The organism is Peptoniphilus sp. GNH, assembly GCA_021307325.1.
In the GTDB taxonomy this organism is placed as follows: domain Bacteria; phylum Bacillota; class Clostridia; order Tissierellales; family Peptoniphilaceae; genus KA00134.
The window spans coordinates 1,209,576-1,232,868 of the sequence record CP089931.1; the positions used below are offsets into that span (position 1 = coordinate 1,209,576).

At 34.2% G+C, this 23,293-nt stretch carries 32 protein-coding genes; all 32 read right to left on the bottom strand.

The features are described from left to right. Nucleotide 1 precedes the first annotated feature (1 nt). Complete coding sequence (locus LV469_05940) at nt 2–3,067, bottom strand: phage tail tape measure protein (GenBank protein UHR02183.1); 3,066 nt, start codon at nt 3,065–3,067, stop codon at nt 2–4. Nucleotides 3,068–3,348: 281 nt separating this feature from the next. Next, nucleotides 3,349–3,627 carry a type II toxin-antitoxin system YafQ family toxin gene (locus LV469_05945; protein UHR02184.1) on the bottom strand — a complete coding sequence of 93 codons (279 nt, stop codon included), beginning with the start codon at nt 3,625–3,627 and terminating at the stop codon, nt 3,349–3,351. After that, entirely contained in the window at nt 3,617–3,889 is a 273-nt protein-coding gene (locus LV469_05950; protein ID UHR02185.1) for a type II toxin-antitoxin system RelB/DinJ family antitoxin, read from the bottom strand. The genes LV469_05945 and LV469_05950 overlap by 11 nt, the downstream gene beginning before the upstream one ends. 84 nt (nt 3,890–3,973) lie before the next feature. Continuing rightward, a complete protein-coding gene (locus tag LV469_05955) occupies nt 3,974–4,192 on the bottom strand; it encodes a helix-turn-helix transcriptional regulator (GenBank protein ID UHR03594.1) in 219 nt (72 codons plus the stop codon). Between the two features lie 2 nt (nt 4,193–4,194). After that, a complete protein-coding gene (locus tag LV469_05960; protein UHR02186.1) occupies nt 4,195–4,716 on the bottom strand; it encodes a DUF2975 domain-containing protein in 522 nt (173 codons plus the stop codon). A 22-nt stretch (nt 4,717–4,738) separates the two neighbouring features. Next, nucleotides 4,739–5,209 carry a hypothetical protein gene (locus LV469_05965; protein ID UHR02187.1) on the bottom strand — a complete coding sequence of 157 codons (471 nt, stop codon included), beginning with the start codon at nt 5,207–5,209 and terminating at the stop codon, nt 4,739–4,741. A gap of 96 nt (nt 5,210–5,305) precedes the next feature. Beyond that, nucleotides 5,306–5,470 carry a hypothetical protein gene (locus LV469_05970; GenBank protein ID UHR02188.1) on the bottom strand — a complete coding sequence of 55 codons (165 nt, stop codon included), beginning with the start codon at nt 5,468–5,470 and terminating at the stop codon, nt 5,306–5,308. Between the two features lie 17 nt (nt 5,471–5,487). Then, complete coding sequence (locus LV469_05975; GenBank protein UHR02189.1) at nt 5,488–5,844, bottom strand: hypothetical protein; 357 nt, start codon at nt 5,842–5,844, stop codon at nt 5,488–5,490. 2 nt (nt 5,845–5,846) lie between these two features. Continuing rightward, on the bottom strand, nt 5,847–6,443 hold the full coding sequence (locus LV469_05980) for a phage tail protein (protein ID UHR02190.1): 597 nt from the start codon (nt 6,441–6,443) through the stop codon (nt 5,847–5,849). Then, entirely contained in the window at nt 6,436–6,780 is a 345-nt protein-coding gene (locus tag LV469_05985; protein ID UHR02191.1) for a hypothetical protein, read from the bottom strand. The genes LV469_05980 and LV469_05985 overlap by 8 nt, the downstream gene beginning before the upstream one ends. Further along, complete coding sequence (locus LV469_05990; protein UHR02192.1) at nt 6,773–7,153, bottom strand: HK97 gp10 family phage protein; 381 nt, start codon at nt 7,151–7,153, stop codon at nt 6,773–6,775. Before LV469_05990 ends, LV469_05985 begins: the two co-directional genes overlap by 8 nt. Next, nucleotides 7,150–7,482, bottom strand: a complete 333-nt coding sequence (locus LV469_05995; protein ID UHR02193.1) for a phage head closure protein — start codon at nt 7,480–7,482, stop codon at nt 7,150–7,152. Before LV469_05995 ends, LV469_05990 begins: the two co-directional genes overlap by 4 nt. After that, nucleotides 7,482–7,754, bottom strand: coding sequence for a head-tail connector protein (locus LV469_06000; protein UHR02194.1), 273 nt, complete (start codon nt 7,752–7,754; stop codon nt 7,482–7,484). Before LV469_06000 ends, LV469_05995 begins: the two co-directional genes overlap by 1 nt. Nucleotides 7,755–7,764: 10 nt before the next feature. Continuing rightward, the gene (locus tag LV469_06005) at nt 7,765–8,955 is read right to left on the bottom strand and encodes a phage major capsid protein (protein ID UHR02195.1); all 1,191 of its coding nucleotides are present in this window, start codon (nt 8,953–8,955) and stop codon (nt 7,765–7,767) included. 2 nt (nt 8,956–8,957) lie between these two features. Next, nucleotides 8,958–9,644 carry a Clp protease ClpP gene (locus LV469_06010; GenBank protein ID UHR02196.1) on the bottom strand — a complete coding sequence of 229 codons (687 nt, stop codon included), beginning with the start codon at nt 9,642–9,644 and terminating at the stop codon, nt 8,958–8,960. Further along, on the bottom strand, nt 9,631–10,926 hold the full coding sequence (locus tag LV469_06015; GenBank protein UHR02197.1) for a phage portal protein: 1,296 nt from the start codon (nt 10,924–10,926) through the stop codon (nt 9,631–9,633). The genes LV469_06010 and LV469_06015 overlap by 14 nt, the downstream gene beginning before the upstream one ends. A 31-nt stretch (nt 10,927–10,957) precedes the next feature. Next, complete coding sequence (locus tag LV469_06020; protein UHR02198.1) at nt 10,958–11,593, bottom strand: L-2-amino-thiazoline-4-carboxylic acid hydrolase; 636 nt, start codon at nt 11,591–11,593, stop codon at nt 10,958–10,960. A gap of 79 nt (nt 11,594–11,672) precedes the next feature. After that, on the bottom strand, nt 11,673–13,262 hold the full coding sequence (locus LV469_06025) for a terminase large subunit (protein UHR02199.1): 1,590 nt from the start codon (nt 13,260–13,262) through the stop codon (nt 11,673–11,675). A 91-nt stretch (nt 13,263–13,353) separates the two neighbouring features. Continuing rightward, a complete protein-coding gene (locus LV469_06030) occupies nt 13,354–13,569 on the bottom strand; it encodes a hypothetical protein (protein ID UHR02200.1) in 216 nt (71 codons plus the stop codon). Between the two features lie 85 nt (nt 13,570–13,654). Then, the gene (locus LV469_06035) at nt 13,655–13,987 is read right to left on the bottom strand and encodes a hypothetical protein (GenBank protein ID UHR02201.1); all 333 of its coding nucleotides are present in this window, start codon (nt 13,985–13,987) and stop codon (nt 13,655–13,657) included. A 94-nt stretch (nt 13,988–14,081) separates the two neighbouring features. Continuing rightward, nucleotides 14,082–14,300, bottom strand: a complete 219-nt coding sequence (locus LV469_06040) for a DUF4314 domain-containing protein (protein ID UHR02202.1) — start codon at nt 14,298–14,300, stop codon at nt 14,082–14,084. A 43-nt stretch (nt 14,301–14,343) separates the two neighbouring features. Continuing rightward, entirely contained in the window at nt 14,344–15,579 is a 1,236-nt protein-coding gene (locus LV469_06045; GenBank protein ID UHR02203.1) for a site-specific DNA-methyltransferase, read from the bottom strand. Next, nucleotides 15,576–16,358 carry an S-adenosylmethionine synthetase N-terminal domain-containing protein gene (locus LV469_06050; GenBank protein UHR02204.1) on the bottom strand — a complete coding sequence of 261 codons (783 nt, stop codon included), beginning with the start codon at nt 16,356–16,358 and terminating at the stop codon, nt 15,576–15,578. Before LV469_06050 ends, LV469_06045 begins: the two co-directional genes overlap by 4 nt. A 10-nt stretch (nt 16,359–16,368) precedes the next feature. Beyond that, on the bottom strand, nt 16,369–16,941 hold the full coding sequence (locus LV469_06055) for a P27 family phage terminase small subunit (GenBank protein ID UHR03595.1): 573 nt from the start codon (nt 16,939–16,941) through the stop codon (nt 16,369–16,371). Between the two features lie 129 nt (nt 16,942–17,070). Then, nucleotides 17,071–17,427, bottom strand: coding sequence for an HNH endonuclease (locus tag LV469_06060; GenBank protein UHR02205.1), 357 nt, complete (start codon nt 17,425–17,427; stop codon nt 17,071–17,073). A gap of 99 nt (nt 17,428–17,526) precedes the next feature. Continuing rightward, nucleotides 17,527–17,955, bottom strand: coding sequence for a hypothetical protein (locus tag LV469_06065; protein UHR02206.1), 429 nt, complete (start codon nt 17,953–17,955; stop codon nt 17,527–17,529). A 47-nt stretch (nt 17,956–18,002) separates the two neighbouring features. Further along, on the bottom strand, nt 18,003–19,346 hold the full coding sequence (locus LV469_06070; protein ID UHR02207.1) for a DEAD/DEAH box helicase: 1,344 nt from the start codon (nt 19,344–19,346) through the stop codon (nt 18,003–18,005). Further along, nucleotides 19,347–19,628: a VRR-NUC domain-containing protein gene (locus LV469_06075; protein UHR02208.1), complete on the bottom strand. Its 282-nt coding sequence runs from the start codon at nt 19,626–19,628 to the stop codon at nt 19,347–19,349. Nucleotides 19,629–19,761: 133 nt separating this feature from the next. After that, the gene (locus tag LV469_06080) at nt 19,762–21,990 is read right to left on the bottom strand and encodes a phage/plasmid primase, P4 family (GenBank protein ID UHR02209.1); all 2,229 of its coding nucleotides are present in this window, start codon (nt 21,988–21,990) and stop codon (nt 19,762–19,764) included. Further along, complete coding sequence (locus LV469_06085) at nt 21,991–22,377, bottom strand: DUF4406 domain-containing protein (protein ID UHR02210.1); 387 nt, start codon at nt 22,375–22,377, stop codon at nt 21,991–21,993. Beyond that, entirely contained in the window at nt 22,370–22,570 is a 201-nt protein-coding gene (locus LV469_06090) for a hypothetical protein (protein ID UHR02211.1), read from the bottom strand. Before LV469_06090 ends, LV469_06085 begins: the two co-directional genes overlap by 8 nt. After that, nucleotides 22,542–23,231: a Rha family transcriptional regulator gene (locus LV469_06095; protein ID UHR02212.1), complete on the bottom strand. Its 690-nt coding sequence runs from the start codon at nt 23,229–23,231 to the stop codon at nt 22,542–22,544. Before LV469_06095 ends, LV469_06090 begins: the two co-directional genes overlap by 29 nt. Nucleotides 23,232–23,293 lie beyond the last annotated feature (62 nt).

Sequence of the window (23,293 nt, forward strand, 5' to 3'; positions counted from 1 at the left end):
ATTATCTACCTCCACTTCTTAAATTCTTACGCATAGATGCATTAACAATAACTTCATCAAGGAGAGTCCCTCCAAGATAAACTGGTATGACTATATCTCCAGAATTTTCCGATTTTAAATTGATGTTTGCAAGTGCATCGGATATTTGTCTTCCTATATCAATTCCATTTACAATAGGTTCTTTATCGTGTCTCCCAATACCTAGAGATGATATATTGGGACTTAAAACCATATCACTTGCTACATTTTCCATCGAAGATTGAACTAATCTTCTGCTCTTTTCTATCCCCTTAGATAGACCTTCCATAAAATCAGGCATCCATGATTCGTAGTCAGTAAGTGGACCAACATCTGGAACAGAGAAGTGCAGGTAAGACCTAATAGTTGATGCTACATTCGATACAGCCGATGTAACATTGCTAATTGCACTTCTAATCCCTCTAGCAATTCCGTTAATCATATCGGCTCCCCATGTATAAGCTTGGGATGCCAAATTTTTAATGTGATTAACTTCATTATTAAATCCATTTCTAATAGTGGACTGAATATTTGACATGGTTGATGAAATACTTGATCTCATGGAATTAAATGCAGATGATACTGCTGACTTTGCAGTATTCACTGCAGATGAAATAGTCGACTTTATGGAGTTCCAAGCAGATGAAACAAAGGACTTAATGTTATTCATTGTTGATGACATAAAGGTCTTTATCCCGTTCCAGACTGATTCAAGAACTGCCTTAATAGAAGTCAAGATAGTCTCAATTGTAGTTTTTATGTTTGTCCAGGATGTAGAAATAAATTCTCCAATAGCAGTAATAACTGTTGTTAAAAACTCTTTTAGTCCATTCCAAATAGTCTCTACTTTTACTTTGATTGCATCTAGAACTGTTGAAATTAAAGTCTTAATACTTTCCCAAGTAGTCCTGATAAACTCACTAACTGCTGTAAATACTTCTGTAGTTGTAGTTGAAATAGCTGTCCATATATTGGTAAAAATAGTTTTAATTCCTGTCCAAAGGCTTGTAAAGAATTCTCCTAAACTTTGCCATAAACTCTTGGCTCCCTCAATAAAGGTATTCCAAGATTCAGTTAGAAAAGTTGTTATAGATGTCCAGATAGTATTCCATCCTTCAGAAAGTCCATTCCATAGGTTGGCAAAGAAGTCCTTGATGCCTTTCCAAGTAGTCTTAACACCTTCAATAAATCCAGACCAGAATTCTGATAAGAAAGTAGTAATTTCAGTCCAAGTGCTTGTCCATGAATCAGATATTCCTTGCCATAGATTGGCGAAGAATTCTTTTATTCCATTCCAAATAGCAACTGTTGATTCTTTGATAGTATCCCAAATAGAGATAAGTCCTTCTCTAAACCAGTCGCACTTCTTCCATAAAAGAACTAGACCCGCTATTACTGCACCAATAGCAATAGGAACAATACCAATGGCTGATACTACTGCAGTGATTGCTGGTATAAGTGTGCCTGTAAATATTCCAACTATCTTAGTAATTCCTCCTATTATTAGAGGTCCTTTGGTCATAATAGTTCCTATTGACCAGACAAGCTTTCCTACAATCATAAGAACTGGACCAAGAGCAGCTATAAAAAGACCGATACCTGCAATAATACCTTTTACTGGTCCTGGAAGGGCATTAAGTCCATTTACCAGTTTTGTTAATATATCTACTGCTTTTCTAACAGCAGGCATTAAAAGTTCTCCAAAGGATATAGCTAATTCTTCTAAGGCAGATTGTAAAATCTTTAATTGACCAGCTAAGTTATCCTGCATAGTAGCAGCCATTTTTTCTGCTGTTCCATCTGCGTTATAAATGGCATCACTCAAACTGTTATAGTCTTTTTCACTGGCATTTATAATTGCCAACATTCCAGACATGGCATTTTTACCAAATATCATGGATGCTGCTTGTGCTTTTTGAGTTCCGTCTAAGTTAGCAAAGGCAACTCTAAAGGTGCTTAGAGTCTCATCAAGTGAAAGCCCCTGTACATCTTCAATAGATAATCCCAACATGGACATTCCATTAATAACTTCTTTAGTTGGTGATGCGAGTCTTGTTAGTCCAGACCTTAAAGCTGTCCCTGCTTGTGAGCCTTTTATTCCTGCGTTAGCCATTAAACCTATAGCTACTGCTGTATCTTCAACTGAATAGCCAAGTGTCCCAGCAATAGGCGCAGCATATTTGAAGGTTTCACCCATTAATGAAACATTGGTATTGGCATTAGATGATGCAGCAGCAAGAACATCAGCAAAGTGAGAAGAGTCTTCTGCTTTTAAACCAAAGGCTGTAAGGGCATCTGTTACGATATCTGAAGTAGTAGCTAAGTCCTCACCACTAGCTGCAGCAAGGTTCATGACTCCTTCAATACCACTAATCATATCTTTACTTTTCCAACCAGCCATGGCCATGTAGTTCATAGCCTCTGCCGCTTCAGATGCTGAGAACTTTGTTTTGGCTCCCATTTCACGAGCCTTTTCCCTCAGAGCATCAAAGTCAGACCCTGTTGCACCAGATACTGCTTTTACCTTTGACATGCCAGAGTCAAAATCTGATGCAGTCTTTACTGCCGCTACCCCAAGACCTGCTACTGCAAGAGATACTGGCATCATTTTTCTTCCTACATTTTCTATATTTTGCCCTGTGTTTTGCCATTTTTCTCCAGTAATAGCTATGTTTTGCAGAGTTTGATTAGTGGTTGCCCCTTGCCTTTCTAAAGATTTAAGAGCTTGTTCTGTTTCAATAATCTCTCGTTTAAGGGCATCATATTGTTCTTGTGAAATTTTACCCTCTGCAAGAGCCTGTTCAGCTTGTTTTTGTGCCTCTTTTAATGATGTTAGTTTATTTTTTGTTTCTTCTAAGGTCTGTCCTAATAGCTTATGCTTTTGGGAGATAAGTTCAGTATTTCCAGGATCAAGTTTAAGAAGTTTGTTAACATCACGCAGTTCCGATTGAGTATGTTTAATCTCTGTATTAACTTGTTTTAAAGCTGTCTGTAATTTGGTAGTATCCCCACCAATCTCAACAGTTATCCCTTTTATTCTATTTGCCAATATCTCACCTCCTTAATTTTGAGCATCAAAAAAGCACCTACCATTTTGATAGATGCTTATAGTCTTTAGTAGTTATTTAGTGTTCTTCTCATTGGCGTATTTGCTACCACACCCTATACCAAAAAGCATAGAACCAATTATCCACGCATACTCTGTTTTTCCAGTTTTATGTGACATGTATATTGATAATATAAGTGTGACAAATGCAATTATTGCTAGTATCAACCATAATTTCTTTTTTACCATTTAATTCCATCACTATCTTTTTAAATTCATCGTTGTTACTTAAATAATTCAGAGTGTGAGCCAGTCCTTACTAGAGATAATACTAAAACCTCTTCTATTTTTTCATATATTAATAAAAAATCTGGCTCTATATGACATTCACGAGTCCCCTTGTAATTTCCCGTTAATGAATGATCTCTATATTTTTCATCAAGAGTTTCATCTCTAGCTATTTTTTCAATAATATCAAACAACTTTTCAATATCTTTCCCTTGTTTTTTAGCCTGCTTTAGGTCTTTTTTAAATCTCTTTGTAAACTTTATTTTATACTTCAAGGGCTTTCCTCAAGTCATCCATATTGTCATAGGATTTCACATTCGTATCTTTAGCTATCATTCTTCCTTCTTCAATCGCTTTTATAGTTTCATCACTAGGAACATCAAGTTTTAATTCAAAGGGAATGCCACTTTCTCTAATACTCGCCCTTAAAAACATGTTAATTGCAGTGGTCATATTTAAACCTAAACTAGAGTATATTTTTTCTGCTGCTTCTTTTATTTCTTTATCTGTCCTTATATTCAAATTTGTTGTAGCCATTTCATCATCTCCTTTGAGATTATTATATGACTAAATTCGTGCGTAGTCAACACATTGTCATTATATTATACGTTGAATACGTTATTACTCTTCGTTATAAACGTACTCCAATAAATCACCTGGTTGACAATCAAGCTCTTTACAAATGCTAGCTAAAGTATTAAATCTGATACCTTTGGCCTTTCCTGTTTTTAATATTGATAAATTTGCTTCGGTTATTCCTATCCTTCCTGCGAGCTCTTTTGATGTCATATTTTTGTTTTTTAATACTTGATCCAGATTTATAATTATTTGAGCCTTCATCTTCAAATTATACTTTCCGAATCTTCTTTTAAGGATTTTCCCGAATTAAATATCATCATTGATGAAAATGCTATAACCATCAAAATTATATTCGTTAAATAATCCTTAATAGTTAAATTAAAAACACTGCTAATATTGTCCACTTTAAGATAATTGAAAACTAGCATAGAAATAATTTGACAAATCGTCAGAATTATAAGTGCTATTAATATATCTCTCGAATATTTTGAATTTAAGTCTGAAAAATAATCTTTCTTCTCTAAATTCACTAAAATCTTCTCAAATTTATCCAATGAGAAACCAGCAATAATGAATATCATAAGAGCACTCAAGCATGAATAAATAATAAAAGGAAGTGAAACTTCTTGTAGATTAAATTGATTAGATTCAACTACTTGTATTACATCATCTTTAAAAATCAGAGTTAATACACTTCCAAGCAAGGTAAAACCTGCTCCTAAATATGAAATATATCTTAAAACCTTAGATAATATAATCGCTATTTTAAAAATAAAACTCTTCATAACTTCTCCTCAACACTTTCGTTTATCTATTATCATCTACATCTTTCCATTCTTGTACTTTATCTTTCAGATCATTTAAATCTTCTTTAGAAAGTTCCCAGGTTAATGATGATGGCATCAAGGGCATTCCCTCCATTGTAATATATGGATAATTTTCATAAATATAAAAATCTATCTTTGTAGCTTTTTTATCCTCTCTCTTGCTGGTTAATATGAAATGGTAAGACTCTATTGCATCATCTGGTATTTCTTTAAAATAATTGTCGAAGTTTTTATCATTAATATTTGCTACGCTCATTCCTGTTAAATTGCCAAAGTAGTCTAAAACTTCTTGTTCTTCTGTTTCAACAATTTTTTTATTGTTAGAATCAAATATTTCAATCTTTTCTTCTTTTTTACTACTTGTTTGTTCTGTTGTAGTATTTGGACTACAAGAAGTTAAAACTATAGAAAAAACAAGAAAAATAGCCATTATTAAAAATCTTTTTCTCATTATGATCCTCCCCATTGAATTATTGTAAAACGATAATTATCTTTATTTATTATTGTAAAACAATAATTTTTGTTTGTCAATATCATTCGTAATGACTTAAAACTTATCAAAGTCTTCTTGCGTAGCTACTTCTTTGTATTTATAGTCGTCATTATTCTTTTCTGTGAACATATCATTTACAAGTCCAATTGTTAGTAGAGATAAATCAGAAACAGAAAGACCCAATTCTACAGCCCTTAATAGAAACAAGGGTGTGGTCATTGGTCTTTCTGTTGGTCTTACTTTTTTTTAGGGACTTCTTCCGATTTTATATTAAGTCCCCACAACTCAATTAGCTGAGGTAGAATTTGATAAATTGAAAAGGTTGAGAAATTATCCAACCATTCTTCTGGACTATCTGGCACAGATTTATCTCCATGTTTAGCCATTACATAGGCTATATTTTCAAATAACTCAAGTGAACCTATATCAAGATTAGATTTATCTTCATCATTTTTCTTCATGGACTTTTCTAATTCCATTAAGTCTTTGAAGATATCTCTTCCAAATTTAAGCCTATAGATTCTTGGGATAGCTGCTGATGCACGGAAAACAACTTCTTTCCCATCGATTTGAATTTTCTTGGTTAGTGCCATATTTATTTACCTCCAACACTTGCTCTTGAAGGTGTTACTGTCGTTTCTGTTGGCATATAGACCGACTTGTACCAACCATCGTAAGTTTCCTTCGTAGTTTCTTCACCTGTTCTAGCCTTTACATTTCCATTTGGAAGTGGTCTTGCTTGAATTGACAAGGTTTCCGGTTGAACTTCTCTTGATTCTTCATTAGTTTCTCCTTCGAGAGTAGGTCTTGCTGCTGAGCAGTTATACATGACATGACGGATTTTCTTTTGATCGCCATCAAACTCAAATAACAGTGCAAAGTTTGCAGTTTCAGAATTTGATGACTCAATTAGAACTTTGTTAGAATCTGATTTTTCCATCAAAACATCAGTCCTAAAGGACTCTGGAATAAGGGCGATTTCTAAATCTCCGTCATAGCCCATATTGTTTGAAATAGTGTAGTATTCAATTCCATCTGCATAAAAGCTTTCAGGTTCTCCATTTGGATCTAATGAAATCGAAACAGCACCAGGCATTGGCACTGGTGTCTTATATTTAATAACGCCCTCTTCGGTTTTATCAAAGAGAGCGTAATGTACGTTACAAATATTAAATTTAACTTTATTAGCCATTGTTATTTACCTCCGTAATTTTTAAATTAAGTGTGAATTCATACAAAACTTCATAGAGTCTTTCTGATTCAATCCAAACTTCAGATTTTTCATAATAGATTTCTTCTCTATCAAGGATCGCTTCTATCTTTTCTTCTAGTTTTAAATCTTTCTTATCAGTGTAAAGTTCTAAGTCAATCTGGGTGTTTTTGTAAAAAACTACTCCATCTGCACCAAAGTGTTTATTCTTTGGAAATAGATAGACCATAAATGGTGGAGCAGGGCTTTCTCCTTCAGCAAAATGTGAGTAGGCAAATGGAAGTCCTATCTTTTCAATTATCTTTAATAACCTATCCATCTTGTAATTTCCTCATTATATTTTCTTCCAATTCTCTGAATCCTTTCTTTTCAGCTGGTCCAATATGAGGCCTAGCAGATACTCTTCCACCCTGTCTTAGGACGTGCCCTTTCTCAAGCAAATGCGCCAGTTGATATCTATTTCTTGAATGGACTACGAGTTCTATTGAGTTTGAAGTTTCTTTCATTGTTTTAACAGACCAAGATTTAGAATATTTCTTTGTTTCTCCTACAGGTGCATTTTCTTGTATGTCTTTTCTAATATTGCTACCAGCTTTTTTTACTTCCTTTTTGACTTCATCTGTTGCCATATCAGAATATTCTTCTAAGCCCTTCATTATTTCACTGGTGAGGTTTTCAATTTTTACATTCATCTACTCACCTTCCTACACCTAAACTTTATAAATCTATTTTTGTAGTTCATAAAGTCAATAGAGATGATATTGTAAATTTCGTCTTCAAATAGAATTCTATATTCTGAAGTGTTAATCTTCTTCAACCTATTTTGAAATCTTACAGTAAAAGAAATGTCTGACCTATCTACTTCCATCCCAAGAAAAACTTCTTCTCCTTTACCTTGAAATGATATATAGGCTGATGTTTCTAGATAATCTGCCCATACCGATTTATGGTTACCAATTCCATCCACCTCAACATTTTTATTTTGAAAGGTAATTTTTCTATTTAAATCCGATATTTTCATTAGAACTCAGCCTTTCTCATTCCAAATAATAAAGCCCTTAGAGTTAAGTTTAATTCAGAATAATCTGCCTCTTCTCGGTGTTCATAAAGATAAGCAGTCATATATAAGACAGCTATATTTCCATTTGGATTTTTAGAAAGGTCTTCTTCACTATCAACCCTTGCTACATCCATGGAGTGCTTTATTGATGATTGGATGAGAGATTCAATCATCTCATCCTCATCATCAAAATCCACCCTTAAATATGACTTTGCCTCCTCAAGAGTAATCATAATCTACTCCTTAGGCAGTAGCACCAATTTTTAATAGTTTAACTGCCTCTCTTAATACAAGGATTCCATCTACTCTTTCTTTACCTAAGAAACCAACCATTCCATTACCAGCAAATAATTCTTTTAAGTCTTGGAATGACCTATTTCCTCTGTCTCCAATCTTGTAGTAAGAAAAATCGCCAAAGGCTACTGCAAGTTTTCCTTTTTCAGCTTTAGGAGCAAAGGCAGATGTATAAGCAGGATATCCTAAAAGTCTATCTGGTTCTCCATCTTTAAGTGATGGTTGCCAAATATATGCACCATTAACATCCTTAAGTTTTCTAATTTGAGCAACTGTTGCATCATTTAAAATGAAGGCTGCTTTCTTTCTATACGGTCTGTCTAGAGAGTAAACTAAATCAATTAATTCATCAGCAGTAATTGTTTGAGCCTTTGTTGTCACACCAAGTTCTCCACCCTTTTTAGAGTCAAAAATTCCTGTAGGCTTATTTACTCCATCGCCATTTAAGAAGGCATCTTCTTCAGCATTTGCTAGTGCTCTAGTAAATTCTTCAGTGATGTATTTTTCTAAATTAAAGGCTGCATCATAGAGAAGTTCTTCAGTTACTTTAATACCAACATGAAGTTTGTGTGCATCAAGAGATACTTGGTCGAATGTACCATCTCCAAAGGTAAGTTGACCACCTTCTTCTACCCATAGAGCAGCAGGCTTTGTAGCTGCAATATTAATTTTATGAAGACCAGAAGTTTGAACTTTTGTAGCTAATTTTCTTACAATATTTTCATCTTCAAGACCGTTTACAATATCTGCTTCCATCTCTTCAGGAACTAAGTATCCACCACTTTCATCTGTACCAACTTTTAATTCATTGGAAATATCTCTAAAGTTAGTTCTTAATGCCTTCATCATGGATTTCTTATAGGTATTTCTTGCTCTCATTGGCTTTTCTTCTTCATTAAAAGTAGCAGGTTCATTTGTTAGTGCTTGAGTAGTAGGTTTTTCCAAGGATTTATCCATTTCTTCTTCCCTCTTCTTTCTTTCGATTTCACGAGTATAATTCTCGATAGTTCTCTCCATCTCTTCATATGTCTTGAAATCTTCGTCAGACATTAGACCCTTTTCATCTGTCTTAGACTCAGCAAATGCTTTTGCCTCATCCCAAGCTTTACTTCTCTTTTCTAAAAGTTCTTTAATATTCATAATTACCTCCAAGTATTTTTAATATTGTTTAATCTGCCTTCGACCTCACTCATTGAGTGAGTTTTCACTTCTTTATTTATCTTTGTTAAAAGGGAGTTTGTAACTGCTCGCCTTGAAAAGACCATGTTCGTAACTTTTTCATCTTTTCTTTTGTCAGTGAGAGTTCCATCACAAAAACCCATCTCGATGGCCTTATTCTTATCAAACCAAGTCTCTCCATCCATTAGATTAGAAATCTCTTCTCTGGATAAACCTGTCTTAATCTCATAGGCATTGATGATTGACTCCTTAACTTCCTTTAACATATCTATGGCTTTTTGCATTTCTTTTGAGTCACCAATAGCTACAGTTAAAGGGTTGTGAATCATCATTAATGATGTTGGACTCATCAATACTTCAGTTCCTGCCATGGCAATGACAGATGCTGCTGATGCTGCAAGCCCATCAATCTTAATTGTCACATTTCCTTTGTGCTCTAAAAGCATGGTGTAAATTCTCGATGCAGCTATACAATCACCACCAGGGGAGTTGATCCACACAGTTATATCTCCACTTTTGTTTTTTAATTCTTCAAAAAAGAGCCTTGGTGTGATTTCATCATCAAACCAAGACTCTTCTGCAATAACTCCATCTATATAGAGTTCATTTGAATCCTTTTTCCAATTCCAAAATATTTTATTGTTCTTCATTAGGACTTATCACTTCTCCTTTCTGCTGATAAAAACTACCTGCCTTATCAAGTGGTAGCATATTTCCATTTACAAGATATAGGTCTCCACCTTCTTCAGCCGAGATCCTATCTAAATTTTCCAGTTCTCTTATGTCGTTTGCACTCATCCAGCCATTCTGTCTTCCTACAGCATATCCATTCATCCTTGATTCATAGTCTCCTCTTAGAAGTCCATCAAGATTAAATTTAATAAAGTAGGATTCTTTTTCTTTTTTTGTTAGCAGTGCTCTTTCCAAAGATTGTTCCCAACGAACAATCCAAGGATCAAGTGTGTATTTAACAAACTCAAGTGACTGCTGTTCTATATTTGAAAATGACGACCTCTCTAAATCACCAATCATATGAGGTGGTATTCTAAATATTCTTGCTATCTCATTTAACTGAAACTTTCTAGTTTCCAAAAACTGGGCTTCACTTGGTGCAATAGCAATCGGTTGGTATTTCATCCCTTCTTCAAGTACAGCCACTTTGTTGGCGTTCTTAGGCCCTTGAAAGGCTGCATTCCATGACTCCCTTACTCTCTCTGGGTCTTTAATTATGCCTGGATGTTCTAAAACCCCACCTGGTTGTGCTCCATTTTGGAAAAAGCTAGCGCCGTAATCTTCACAAGCCATAGCCATACCAATTGCATTCTTGGCCATGGTAATTGGCGAGTAACCAATAAGACCATCAAAACCAAGTCCAGGTATATGAAGAACATCTTCTTTTAAAAGATAAACTTCTTCTGATTTATGATTGTATTTATAAAAGATTTCTCCATCTTCACTTCTCATAACAGTCATCTTATTTGGCATTAGTGGATAAAGTCCGATGACCTCATTTCTTCCATTGCGAATTATTTGAGCATAGGCATTACCCCATAAAAGAAGATGAGTCATTAGTGTTTCTCTAAATACAAATGAAGTCATCTCAGTATTAGGTTCATCGTGTAAGAGAAAATATATGGCGTGGTCTTTTGCTTTTTCCTTTGAATTAGAATCTCCCCTTTTATATAGATGAAGTGGAAGTCCTGCTAAGGTTTCAGCAAGAACCCTCACACATGAATAAACTGCCGTCATTTGCATAGCAGTAAATTCGGTTACATTCCTTCCTGCCGTTGTTCTCCCAAATAAAAAAGACGATGAAGATATCCTCTCCCCGTCTTTAGGTTTGTCTCTCGACTTACCTGTGCCCTTATGGGTGAATATTAAATTTAAAATGTTTATATTACCACCTCCTAAAAGTAGGTATGAAAAAAGCACCTACTAATGTAGATGCTCTAAAGATTATAAATTAATTTGGATAATCTGCTTGGTCTCCTAAAATCCAAAAATCACATATTTCATCACCATCTGCTAATGTATTATGTCGAATTAACTTACCCTTACATGCCTTTATAGTCAAATAATCCAGCTCACAAAATAGATGTGTATATTCTTCTAAACCATTATCTTTAAAATATTTAGCAATTGGACATTTTGTAAAATAATAATAACAACCGTCTTGATGAGAATCATCAAAGTTAAACTTCCATGTACTTGGATATTTAATTAGGTTTTCATCTGCCCATTTCGAATTTTCTATCATCTTTTCTTTAAACTTTTCCATGTCTTTACTATTATTGAAATCCTTTTTATTCAATTTGTTTATTATTGGATGAGTGATAACATACTCCATTAATTCTGCCAGAATGCTTTTGTTTATTAAAGATGGATTTCCGTACAAGAATGAAAAAAACAAGATTGAGTAATATAAATTTGATGCCATAGGATTATCTTCACCTATATCCTCAGATTTTACCATCAAATTTTTATACTCTCGCTTTGCATTTTTAAATATCTCACGAACTTGGTTTTTCGGAAATCGAGACTTTAAATAACTTTTAATAAAAGGATATAAAATAATCCAATAACTGAACTTTGGTCTCATGATTTGTGCCTCCTGAATTTTGTATTTTCATCTTTATTCCATTATATCAAATCATAATTGTTATTAAACTCTATTTTGGTTATATCAGAAGTAATCCCCTATCATCATAGACCGATTCACTTATATCATTACCACACCTTATAGCCCTGTCAAGTGCCATAATTGTAGCAATTACACCATCAATCTTTTCTGTAGATTTTTCCTTGTCCGCCTTAATATTTCCAGCAGGATCTGTTCGTATGAAGATGTTATCCATCATCCATCTTAGAACGGGATGTCCTCCATGGGCTATTTTTCTTTCAAGGGTAAGTTTCATTAATTCTTTTGTTGGTGGAGACATATCTTTAAATCCTTGACCAAAGGGAACTACTGTAAAACCCATCCCTTCTAAGTTTTGAACCATCTGAACTGCTCCCCATCTATCAAAGGCTATTTCTCGGATGTTATATGTCTCACCTAAGTCTTCTATGAATTTTTCAATAAAGCCATAATGGACTACATTACCCTCTGTTGTCTGAATGTAGCCTTGTTTTTTCCATATGTCATAGTTTACATGGTCTCGTTTTACTCTTAGGTCAAGATTATCTTCTGGCAACCAAAAGTAGGGTAATATTTGATATTTATCATCTTCATCTAATGGAGGAAAGACTAAAACAAAGGCCGTAATATCTGTTGTTGATGATAGGTCAAGACCTCCATAACAAACTCTTCCTCTTAGTTCTTCTTCATTAACAGCAAAGTTACATAAGTCCCATTTTCCCATGGGCATCCACCTAATTGCTTGTTTGACCCACTGATTTAATCTTAACTGTCTAAAGGAGTTCTCTTCAGTTGGATTTTGCTTAGCAGATTCACAGGCTTGTCTTACTTTTTCTATTGGAACTGTGATTCCAAGAGACGGATTTGCCTTATGCCATACTTTTTCATCTGTCCAATCGTCTTCTCTATCTGCTCCATAAATAACAGGATAAAAAGTTGGATCAGTTTTTCTGCCTTCAAGTATGTCGACTGCTTTTTGATGTGTTTCGTAGCAGATTGATTTTGTATCTGTTCCAGCAGTTGTTATAAGAAAATATAGGGGTTGGGTTCTCGCATCACCAGACCCTTTTGTCATGACATCAAATAACTTTCTGTTAGGTTGGGTATGAAGTTCGTCAAAGACCACACCATGAATATTAAATCCGTGTTTAGAATAAGCCTCTGCAGATAAGACTTGATAAAAAGAATTTGTCGGTTTATATATCATTCTCTTTTGTGATGCTAGAATCTTTACTCTTTTAGAAAGGGCTGGAGACATTCTTACCATATCAGCTGCAACATCAAAGACAATAGTTGCTTGCTGTCTATCGGCAGCACATCCATATACCTCTGCTCTTTCTTCTCCATCACCACAAGTAAGGAGGAGTGCTATGGCAGCTGCAAGTTCAGACTTTCCCATCTTCTTTGGTATTTCAATATAGGCTGTATTAAATTGTCGGTATCCTGTATCTTTTACAATTCCAAATAAGTCTCTAATTATTTCTTCTTGCCAGTCAATAAGCTTGAAGTCTTTACCTGCCCATCTACCTTTTGTGTGTTTAAGGCATTCTATAAAGGTAACGGCATAATCTGCTTTGTTTTTATCATAGTGAGATGTAGGTAGCATAAATTTTGTTGGTTTATATTTCATTTGACCTCCTTCCTCTAAAACTGAATATAAAAAATACTAGCCCTAGCTAGTTCACTACGAGAAAAAGAGCCTTCGCTCAATTTCTTGGTTTTTAATTATTTTGTTTTCCTAATTCATAAGCCTCTTTTAACATTTCTTTTAATGACCATACTGAAACTTCTAAAAAGTCTTCTGAATCATTGTTTCTTTTTTCTAAGTCTCCTCTTTCTTCTATTGCATAAGAATGTTTCTTTGCAATTTCTAAAAGTGCTCGATCTCTTCTTTCATTAATTCTTTTGGTGGCTTCTAAAAAGCATTGTCTTTGCAATTTCTAAAAGTGCTCGATCTCTTCTTTCATTAATTCTTTTGGTGGCTTCTAAAAAGCATTGTCTTTTCAATTCTTGGTTTGTCATTTATCTTACTCCTATTTTCTTTTTCTTTTGGAGATTATCTATAAAGTCGTCAAACCACTTTGCTCCAATCTCAATCCTTATCATTGGAAGTCTTCCAAGTTTATTGTATTTTAAACTTACTATCCTTAAGTCTTCAGGAAGGCTAGTTCCATAAAATTCGTTGATTGTTTTTCCCATCGTGATGTAAATTGTGTCATCTTCAAGGTAGTCTTTTAAATAATCTTGAAAAGCTAAGTCTCCATTTTCTCCTTCATAAAGTCCAAGCATTGTAATTGCTGAAGAGTTGATTAACTCATTTAAATCTTCCTGTGTTTTCATGTATTTGTATGCCATATTTTTCTCCTTACCTTTTTTTGTATGTACATATAACCGTACTGTCAAAAATAAGTCAAGTTAATTAGAGAATATAATGGCTATATCTCAACCTTTACTCGATATTTTTTTCTATTCTATCCACTCTGAAAATTACATTTAACATCGAACCATTATCCCATTTTACTAGGATTGATCCAATGGCATCCACCCCATAAACTGTGCCTAAAGTTCCAACTGGAGGTGCTTGGTCATCTTCCATTTGGATTAGTTTTACTCTTGTACCTACTGGATATGTCTCTTTTAATTTTTGTATAATTTCCCTTGAAATCATCTAATCCCCTCACATACATATATCACTAAATCTAGGATTTATATCAAGTCAGATTAAAAACATCTTCATACTTATACTCTTTTCCATCTCTTAAAAGGCTTACATCTTTATCACTGCCAACCAATTCAATAAACCTATTTACAATGACATCTACAAATTTTTCATCAAGTTCTATCATCCTACAAATTCTATAAGTCTGTTCACAAGCTATTAGTGTACTTCCACTTCCACCAAATGGATCAAGTACAACGGAGTTTGTCATTGATGAATTTTTAATTGGATAAGATAAAAGTGGGATAGGTTTCATAGTGGGATGGTCGCCATTTTTTCTTGGTTTATCAAATTCCCAAATGGTAGACTCTTTCCTTCCTGTGTACCAGTTGTGTTTTCCTTTTTTCTTCCAGCCATAGAGGATTGGTTCATGTTGCCATTGATAGGGACTTCTTCCAAGTACAAGGGACTGTTTCTTCCAAATACAAGTACCAGATAAATAAAATCCAGCATCTTGAAATGCCTTTCTAAAATTAAGTCCTTCTGTATCTGCATGAAAAACATATATCGAGCCATCATCTGCGAGGAACTTTTCCATATTTAAAAAGGAGCTTAGTAAAAATTCATAGAATTTACCTTGCTCCATATTGTCATTTTTAATTTTTCCAGCTGATCCTTCATAGTTTACGTTGTATGGAGGGTCTGTGATGATAAGATTTGCTTGTGATTCTCCCATTAATTTCTCATAAATAGTCTCATCTGTAGAATCTCCACAAATAAGTTTGTGCTTACCTAAAGTCCATATATCTCCAACCTTTGAAAAAGTAGGTTTTTCCAATTCTTCATCTACATCAAAGTCATCATCTTCTGTATCGTTTCCTAAGTCAAAAATATTAGATAGTTCATCTGGTGAAAAACCAGTAAGTTCTACATTAAAACCATAATCTTCTAGGGATTCAATTTCTACCCTTAATAGTTCTTCATCCCAACCAGCATCAAGAGCCATTCTGTTATCAGCTAAGATATATGCTTTCTTTTGTGCATCATTTAGATGGTCTGCAAAGACACAAGGTACTTCTTTTACACCTTCTTCCTTTGCTGCCATAATTCTTCCATGGCCTGCAATAACTCCATAGTCTTTATCAATAATTACAGGATTGATGAAACCAAACTCTCGAATTGATGAGCGTAGTTTATTAATCTGGTCTTGTGAGTGAGTTCTTGCATTATTTACATAGGGAACAAGTTTTTCGATATCAACTAATTTCATTTCTTTTGTTGTAATCATATTAGCCCCCACTTAGCAAATTCCTCAAAACCACCAATAGAGTTAATGTAGTTTCTAGCAATTTCTACAATTTCTGAATATGGTTTACCATCAACAGTTTCATCCCCGATTGCACAGGATAATTCAACCTCTCTATTTTCCTCTTGTGCCTTTAGGTGGGCATAAATATTGACTGATACATCAGCCTTGGATAGGTCTTTACCATGAAGACCTCCACCAGTTACTGCTCTTCCCATGTCAGATCCGAGTTTCCTATTGGTCGCTCCAGTATCAACATTGTATCCCCCAGTCCAATCCCCCAATGGATTTACAATTGCTCTTGGATAAATCGATTTTAAAATTTCTGTTGGTACATTTGACTGACAGATGATGAGTTTATCTCCATCAAGGATGTATTTCCCATCGTAGGGATAATTAGAATAAATTTCACGAGCAATTAAAGATAGTTTCTTTTCTTCATCTGATGTGGGTACTCCCTTAAAAATTCCATTGTCACCACATCTTATCTTTTCTTTTTGATTGTTCGATAAGTGAATGTCTTGCTCTACAATTTTTACATCGACTTTTACTTCTCCCGTTATTCTCCTAATCGCTGCTTCAATTTCTTTTTTATTTAACTTGCAGTCCGTTTCAATAATGACATGGCAATTTCCATGCCCTAGCAATACTTCAACTGCTATTTTAGGATTGTCCTTTTCTTTATATGCTAAATCTACAATTGCACCAGCGATGCAATCCGACAATTTATCTGGATGCTTTGGATTTACTTTTTCAAACAATATCTTTACCTCACTTTCTGCTTCTAAGTAATTTTTCCATCATATCTTCTCCATAGTCTTCATAGACTTCCGTGCAGTTTTCTTTTACAATGTCGTAAATCTCATACCATAAAAGATTAGCTGTTTTTTGAAACTGACTAGACATCTGCACAAATGGAGATGCAATAACTCCACCAGTTGTAGGATGCTTTCCTAAAAGTCCAAATTGACTTATTGCCTCTTCACATTGAATGTATCTTGCAAAAGCCTGGGAGTAGGATTCTAATAATCTTGGATTTACTAAGTTTTCACAGTTTCTCTGTTTTAACCAACTCCAAGTCTCTTTATATATTTCATCTGCACCTAATGGTATGCCATTCTTTTGTTTTGCAGATAGATAGTCACTAGGTGTTGGCATATCTGCTCCATCAAGGACTGCTCCGTCTGGTAAGTCAACAGCATCTATTTCTTCTGGAGTAAATGTTGGAATATCATTCATTAATATTTCTACTTTTTTACCTTTCTCTATTTTTTCAACAGCAGGCTGTGGTTTCCCTCCTGCTTTTACTCGTCTTCCACCTCTGTATGTTCCGTCTTTAGCGATACTATCACCTCCTATGTTTATTATTTTCTTTAATAGGGCCTTTGAACCCGTTTTTTTGTGCGTGAGAGGGCGGCACCGTTGGTAGGGAAATAAGTCGTAGAGATTAAGACTCCCCCTCCCCACGTAAAACTATCCTCCAAATCTATCTCCACTCCTTGCATGAATCTTTGAGTGGCAAGATTTACAAAGACTCATAAGATTGTCCTCGTCATTAGTTCCACCAAGTGAAAGAGGAAGTATGTGATGTACTTCCTCTACCTTTGTCATTCTATTTTCTTTTAAACACATCTCACAAAGTGGATGCTCTGCTACATATCTTTTTCGTATAAGTCTCCATGCTTTTCCATAACGCTTATGAGTTTTAGGATCTCTTTTATATTTTTCATAGTTTCTGTTGTATTCTTTCTCATGTTTCTTGCAGAATCGTCCATCAACTAATTCAGGACAACCTGGATGTGAACATGGTCTCTTAGGTTTTCTCGGCACTTTATCACTCCATAAAGAAAGCCCTGAAGATTAAATCTCCAAGGCTCTTTTAATTATTCTTTTGCTATTTTAATAATACTACAACTCCATAGTGACATTCTATGACATTTCATGACAGGATTTGATTAGCTTTGAAGTTTCTTTTAACCCCAGATTGTGAAGTCTATGAATATGTCTAATATCATAATTCATATCAACTGCTATCTTCTCCCAAGTCTCAAAGCAAAGATATCTTTTTTCAAGAATGACTTGAAGTTCCTTGTTTTGAATTTGTTTAATTGTTCCAACCATCTCTGCTTTCAAATCTACAAGTTTATCTATATCCCTATTAATTTCTTCTTGAAGATCTACAATCTTAACAATAGTATCTTCAAGTTTAGATGTTCCTCTACTAGGACTCTTGGGCATATCTGATAAGGTCGATGTAGCTTTTGTAGCTAAGGCATTTAAACTTTCAACTTGCTCTAGCTTACTGTTAATTCTCTTGTCTAAATAAAAAGCTTGTTTTAAATATTCTTTTGCATTCATTTCTTACCTCCATAAGTATTGAGGTAAGTTCTCTATAGAACCTCTACTCATTTTAGATTTGCTTTTACTGCATCAATAAGTGCAGCTTGTGTTTTATTCTTATTTTCTAATGCTTTCATAACATCTTCATCAATAGTTCCTTTTGCTAAGATATGATGAATCACAACTGTTTCTTTCTGTCCTTGTCTATAAAGTCTGGCATTGGTTTGTTCATAAAGTTCTAAGGACCAAGTAAGAGAAAACCAAATAAGTGTTGAACCTCCCGCTTGTAGGTTAAGTCCATGACCAGCAGATGCTGGATGGATAATGGCAACTGGAATCTTACCTTGATTCCATTCTTTAAAGTCCTCACTTGTCTTAAGTTCTCTTACATCAAACTTATCTTTTATTCTTTTCAAATCTGACTTGTACCAATAAGCTATTAATACTGGTTTACCATTTGCGCCTTCTATTAAATCTTCCAAGGCATCAAGCTTTCTATCATGAATATGAATCATATTTTTATCTTCATCATAAACAGAACCTGACGCCATTTGAAGTAACTTATTAGAAAGTGCAGCAGCATTAACTGCATCTATATCTTTATCCTTAATATTAACAACCAAGTCTTTTTTTAAGGTCTCGTAGATATCTCTTTCTTTATCTGATAGATTTACAAAAACTTCATTGTTTATCTTCTTTGGCATTTTTAGATAGTCTTCAGCTTTCATAGAAACTGTGATATCTGATATCTTTTCATAGATTGCATCTTCAGCAAAAGGAAGTGGCTTATAGGAATAAATGATTGGTCCGTTTCTCTTATCTGGTTTGAAGTAGATTTCCCTGTACTGACCAATAAATCTTCCAAGTCTCTCTCCCATATCAAGGAGCCTAAACTCAGCCCACAAATCCATTAGGCCGTTAGATGATGGAGTTCCAGTAAGACCAACTATTCTTTTTACCTTTGGTCTAACTTTCATCAAAGCTTTAAACCTCTTTGACCTATGAGATTTAAAGGATGATAGTTCATCAATTACGATCATGTCGTAGTTAAAGGGTATTTCACTCTTATTTATTAGCCAGTCTACATTTTCTCTATTGATTAGATAAATATCTGCTTGTTCTTCTAATGCTTTTATTCTTTCTTTTTCACTTCCTATTGCTACTGAATATTCTAAGATATCAAGGTGAGACCATTTTTCTATTTCTTCCTTCCAAGTGTCCCTGGCAACTCTTAGTGGTGCTATGATTAAAACTTTAGAAATTTCAAAAGAATCAAAGAGTAAATCTTTTATAGCTGATAAGCTTATAACCGTCTTGCCGAGACCCATGTCCAGTAGAAGTGCAGATTCCTTATTTTCTTTTATAAATTCAGTAGCATAATTTTGATATTTATGTGGAGTATATTCCAATTAGTCACCTCCGATTCTCTTCATTATTTCATCAATGTTTTCTTTTGAATCAAGAACATAAACCTTAAAACCTAAATCTTTAAATTGCCTTATTCTCTTTTTCTGAATTGGTCTTGGTTCTCCTCCAGGTCTTTTTGTTTCAACAAATCCGATTTTACCTTTAGGTAGAAGTATTATCCTATCTGGTATTCCCGTCATTGATGGAGATGTAAATTTAAGACAAAGACCTTCATGGAGTTTCACTTTATCTACCAATGCTTTTTCTATTTCATTTTCTAACATATAAACCTCTATTTTTAGACATTGTGCAAGTCGTGAAACTCTATTATATAACCTTTATATATAACTAAAATTTAATTTACTTACTATATAATAGTTATATATATGACATTCACGACCTGCACTTCTTGTATTTTTACACAAAATCTGACTTTAATTTAAGTCCATTAATCACAATTCCTTGATTAGTTTTTCTCCTCATAAATCCATTGGATGAAAGAGCAGAATAAAAATCTGTTGTAGACCTTACATAATCTCCAGTTCTTAAACAATAGGCTCTATATTCTTGATAGACTTCTCCAGACTTTTCTTCATAGGATGAATCAATCTCACAACACTCATTTAAGAAATGCTTGAACCAGTTATTTGATTCCTTATATTCATTGATGGCATCTGCTACTTTTTTAGGTAGGCTGAATTTAAAATCTTCATCAATAGCCTTTTTAGCACCCTCGATTAACCACTTGAGAACTGCTCCCCCAGCCTTATCTACTAAATAATCAGTGTAGTTTTTAATATCACTACTGCCCTCTATCTTTGCCTCAAATGGAATTACAATGAGTCTTCTCCAGGTTCCTTCATCTAAGGCACCCACCTTTGGTAGGTGGTTAGTATATAGGACAAGGGTATGAGAAGGTATGAACTTAAACGGATCTCGATATTTTTTCTCTGCTACAATTTCATCCGTAGAACAAAGCTGTTTTACGTTTGAAGTATTTAACCTTAATCCTTCTTGAAGTTCAGCTGCAATTAAAAGCCTTTTGCCTCTTGTTTCAGCAAGTTCTGGTTTAGCATTTCGCTTAGAATTAACTGTAAGAATATCTGCAGAGATTGACCCACTGTAAAGATTTAGAACTCTTGAGATAGTATTCCAAAATGTGGACTTGCCATTTCTTCCATCACCATAAGCTATAATTAGAGCCTCAATATAGACCTTTCCGATTAAAGAAATACCAGCCACTTTCTGCACATATTCTATAAGTTCTTTATCATTTACAAAAAAGGTATTCAAGGCATCAAGCCATATATCCATATTTTCATTACTTGGATCTACAGAGGTTTCTTTGGTTATATAGTCATCTGCCTTATGCTCTCTACACTCTCCAGTTTTCAAATCTACTGTAAATGACGGAGTGTTTAACAAAAACTCATCCACATCAAGTTCTCTTTGGTCTATTTCAAGCATTGGCTTTGATTCTTTTAAAGTTGCATGGATGGCTCTGGTGTCTCCTCGTTTTACAGCATATTTCTTATATGCCTCAAGCAAAGTTAATTTATAATAAATAGATTTTTGATTTTTATCAAAAACCTCCATTGCCTTTTTCTCACTCATAGAAGACATAATATCCCTAATTCCTGATTTCTTAATGTCTTCATCCATTTTCAAAAGTTCATTGTCTATTTCTTCTATTTGTTTTAAAACTAAATCTTGAGAGTATCCTTGTGCTTTTAGTTCAGATTCCTCCCAGTAAGAGTCGTTGTAAACAAGAAAACCTGTAGAAGGAGAAAAACGAATTCTGTCTTGGTATTCTCTAACAAAAACTTCTGCTTGACCTATGTCTGAAAATTCAGAAGGTCTCAAATTTATTCCTTCAGTGTATTCTTCAGGTGGTATATAATCTTCACTTGCTGCTACCTTTTTATAGAATTTACAAGCTGACCTCCAGATTTGTTCTAACTCCTCATCTGCTAATGGTGGAGAACAAAGGCTGGCTTTTTTATCGAATAACTCTCTTGCCTCATCTGTATTTCCATATCGAATTAGAATCCTACCTGCAAAATGATTCATGGTTGAATTTCTAGAGCCTTCCTGAATCAAGTCTTGAGAGTTATCAAAATTTTCAAAGTTATCTTTTAAAATATCAGTTATATATTTCTTCCCCCTAATTATTTCAACAGCAGGATTCTTAACTCCAAAGAAAAACCTCGCTCCATCTAAGGCATTGCCATCAAAGAAAGTATAAGTCTCTGACAATCTTTCTTTGATGCCTACATATTCAGCTAAATTTGTGACCTTTGGAATTGGAAAATATATGTGCATTCTTGGTCTTGCAGCTTTTCCATTTTTTTCTTTTCTATGGTTTCTGCTATAAACTATGGCAAATTTAACTCCGTCAAATATTCTCTTTAAATCATTAGCTGAAATCCAATCATCTGGATTTTCTGAATGGTCGTTGTCTATATCCATGGGAACACATTCTGACTCTATAAAATTATCGTTGGACCTGTAGGAATTTTTATACTTAGCCATTACATGGTCAAAACTCGCAGCTTTCTCAAAAGACCTAACATCTACTGCATTGACCTCATTTGGATAAACACAATTTGACTCAACTCCTATTAAATTTGAGGTGTATATTTTCAATTAGGATACCTCCTTTATATAGCGAATCTTCATTTTTCTCTTCTCAGCAACTCTTATTTCTTCAGCCATTCCAGGACTTATGTTGTCACCAAAGACCCAGATTTCTTCGCATTTTCCAAGAAGGACATAATTAAAATGCATTGCAAGTCTTCTCTCACTTTCATCACTCATAAACTGAGGAAATAAAAGATGTGGTGCTATTGGTATATTTCCTCTATCCAAGGCATAGCGAGAATAAGTTCTTGCCTTGATGACATTATTTTTTACATCTCCAGAAAATGGACTGCAGATATATACCAAGGGATAATATCTCTTCTCTGTATTTTTAATTGCTTGATAAGGAGTGGGATCCTTGTACCCACTCCTATTGTATAGTTTTTTATTCATAAATATCCCTCATTGTTTCACTACAAGTATTACAGCAAACTTGAGTAGAAAATAAATCGCCATCTTCCAATACTTCAACTAAATCGACTCGAACTTCTTTTCCACACTTTGGACAGGTGCAAAAGACATTCTCATCATTTATTTCAATGCTTATTTCCATAGAATCATTGATTTTTTCTTTCACATAAAACATTTTGTACCTCCAATTTTTGCTTGTACCATTCAAGGTGTTTCTTTCTATCTTTATAATTAGGAAATGCTACTAATAAACCAATATCTACCTTTTGCAAGGTTTCAATCATCTCTATTTGTGATTGATTCAGATATGGTCTTATACTTTTTCCTTTTGGTATATCATTTTCTAGTCTAAATTCTTTTGCACTCTTACCTAAAACGATACGATTCAGCATGTTACACTCATTACTAAAGTGATAAGCTTTTGGATTGTCATGAAGCAATCTTATATTCTCAGTTAAAAGAGGGAACTCATTTCTAGCTGATACTAGAGTCTTTATGAATTCTTCCATCTCGTTAAATTTCTTAATATAGAGCTCTTTAAATTTCATGGCTTTTTTGCCCGTGTAACCCATAGCTAAAATAGTAAATCCATCTCTAGTTAATAAATAACATGGTAGATTTCTTCCAGTTACATCCTTATAACTGCTGAGCTCAAAATTGAGTTCAATAAATTCTTCACTGAGCCCAGATTTGGGTTGAGTGATTGTTTGTATATCTCTTATAACATGAGAGTGCCTTTTTTCAAAAAATTCTGCTACAAATCTACTGTCCACTCTAGCAATATCATTGTGATCTGCAAATATTCCATAATCGTTCTTTGGTATTAATTCCTTCATTGAATTACCTCCTGTAAATTTTTTCGAGGTTTCCCTCCTAAATCACAGGCAAAGAAATAGAG

Bases quoted from the DNA above. Each gene is read 5' to 3' on its own strand.
- LV469_05975 (UHR02189.1), bottom strand. From the start codon at position 5,844: ATGGCACTAACCAAGAAAATTCAAATCGATGGGAAAGAAGTTGTTTTC.
- LV469_05990 (UHR02192.1), bottom strand. From the start codon at position 7,153: ATGAATGTAAAAATTGAAAACCTCACCAGTGAAATAATGAAGGGCTTA.
- LV469_06025 (UHR02199.1), bottom strand. From the start codon at position 13,262: ATGAAATATAAACCAACAAAATTTATGCTACCTACATCTCACTATGAT.
- LV469_06040 (UHR02202.1), bottom strand. From the start codon at position 14,300: ATGATTTCAAGGGAAATTATACAAAAATTAAAAGAGACATATCCAGTA.
- LV469_06020 (UHR02198.1), bottom strand. From the start codon at position 11,593: ATGAGACCAAAGTTCAGTTATTGGATTATTTTATATCCTTTTATTAAA.
- LV469_06035 (UHR02201.1), bottom strand. From the start codon at position 13,987: ATGGCATACAAATACATGAAAACACAGGAAGATTTAAATGAGTTAATC.
- LV469_05970 (UHR02188.1), bottom strand. From the start codon at position 5,470: ATGACCACACCCTTGTTTCTATTAAGGGCTGTAGAATTGGGTCTTTCT.
- LV469_05960 (UHR02186.1), bottom strand. From the start codon at position 4,716: ATGAAGAGTTTTATTTTTAAAATAGCGATTATATTATCTAAGGTTTTA.
- LV469_06095 (UHR02212.1), bottom strand. From the start codon at position 23,231: ATGAAGGAATTAATACCAAAGAACGATTATGGAATATTTGCAGATCAC.
- LV469_06065 (UHR02206.1), bottom strand. From the start codon at position 17,955: ATGAATGCAAAAGAATATTTAAAACAAGCTTTTTATTTAGACAAGAGA.
- LV469_05950 (UHR02185.1), bottom strand. From the start codon at position 3,889: ATGGCTACAACAAATTTGAATATAAGGACAGATAAAGAAATAAAAGAA.
- LV469_06075 (UHR02208.1), bottom strand. From the start codon at position 19,628: ATGTTAGAAAATGAAATAGAAAAAGCATTGGTAGATAAAGTGAAACTC.
- LV469_05985 (UHR02191.1), bottom strand. From the start codon at position 6,780: ATGGATAGGTTATTAAAGATAATTGAAAAGATAGGACTTCCATTTGCC.
- LV469_05995 (UHR02193.1), bottom strand. From the start codon at position 7,482: ATGAAAATATCGGATTTAAATAGAAAAATTACCTTTCAAAATAAAAAT.
- LV469_06000 (UHR02194.1), bottom strand. From the start codon at position 7,754: ATGATTACTCTTGAGGAGGCAAAGTCATATTTAAGGGTGGATTTTGAT.
- LV469_06045 (UHR02203.1), bottom strand. From the start codon at position 15,579: ATGATTACAACAAAAGAAATGAAATTAGTTGATATCGAAAAACTTGTT.
- LV469_05955 (UHR03594.1), bottom strand. From the start codon at position 4,192: ATGAAGGCTCAAATAATTATAAATCTGGATCAAGTATTAAAAAACAAA.
- LV469_06090 (UHR02211.1), bottom strand. From the start codon at position 22,570: ATGTTTTATGTGAAAGAAAAAATCAATGATTCTATGGAAATAAGCATT.
- LV469_05965 (UHR02187.1), bottom strand. From the start codon at position 5,209: ATGAGAAAAAGATTTTTAATAATGGCTATTTTTCTTGTTTTTTCTATA.
- LV469_06005 (UHR02195.1), bottom strand. From the start codon at position 8,955: ATGAATATTAAAGAACTTTTAGAAAAGAGAAGTAAAGCTTGGGATGAG.
- LV469_06085 (UHR02210.1), bottom strand. From the start codon at position 22,377: ATGAATAAAAAACTATACAATAGGAGTGGGTACAAGGATCCCACTCCT.
- LV469_06010 (UHR02196.1), bottom strand. From the start codon at position 9,644: ATGAAGAACAATAAAATATTTTGGAATTGGAAAAAGGATTCAAATGAA.
- LV469_05980 (UHR02190.1), bottom strand. From the start codon at position 6,443: ATGGCTAATAAAGTTAAATTTAATATTTGTAACGTACATTACGCTCTC.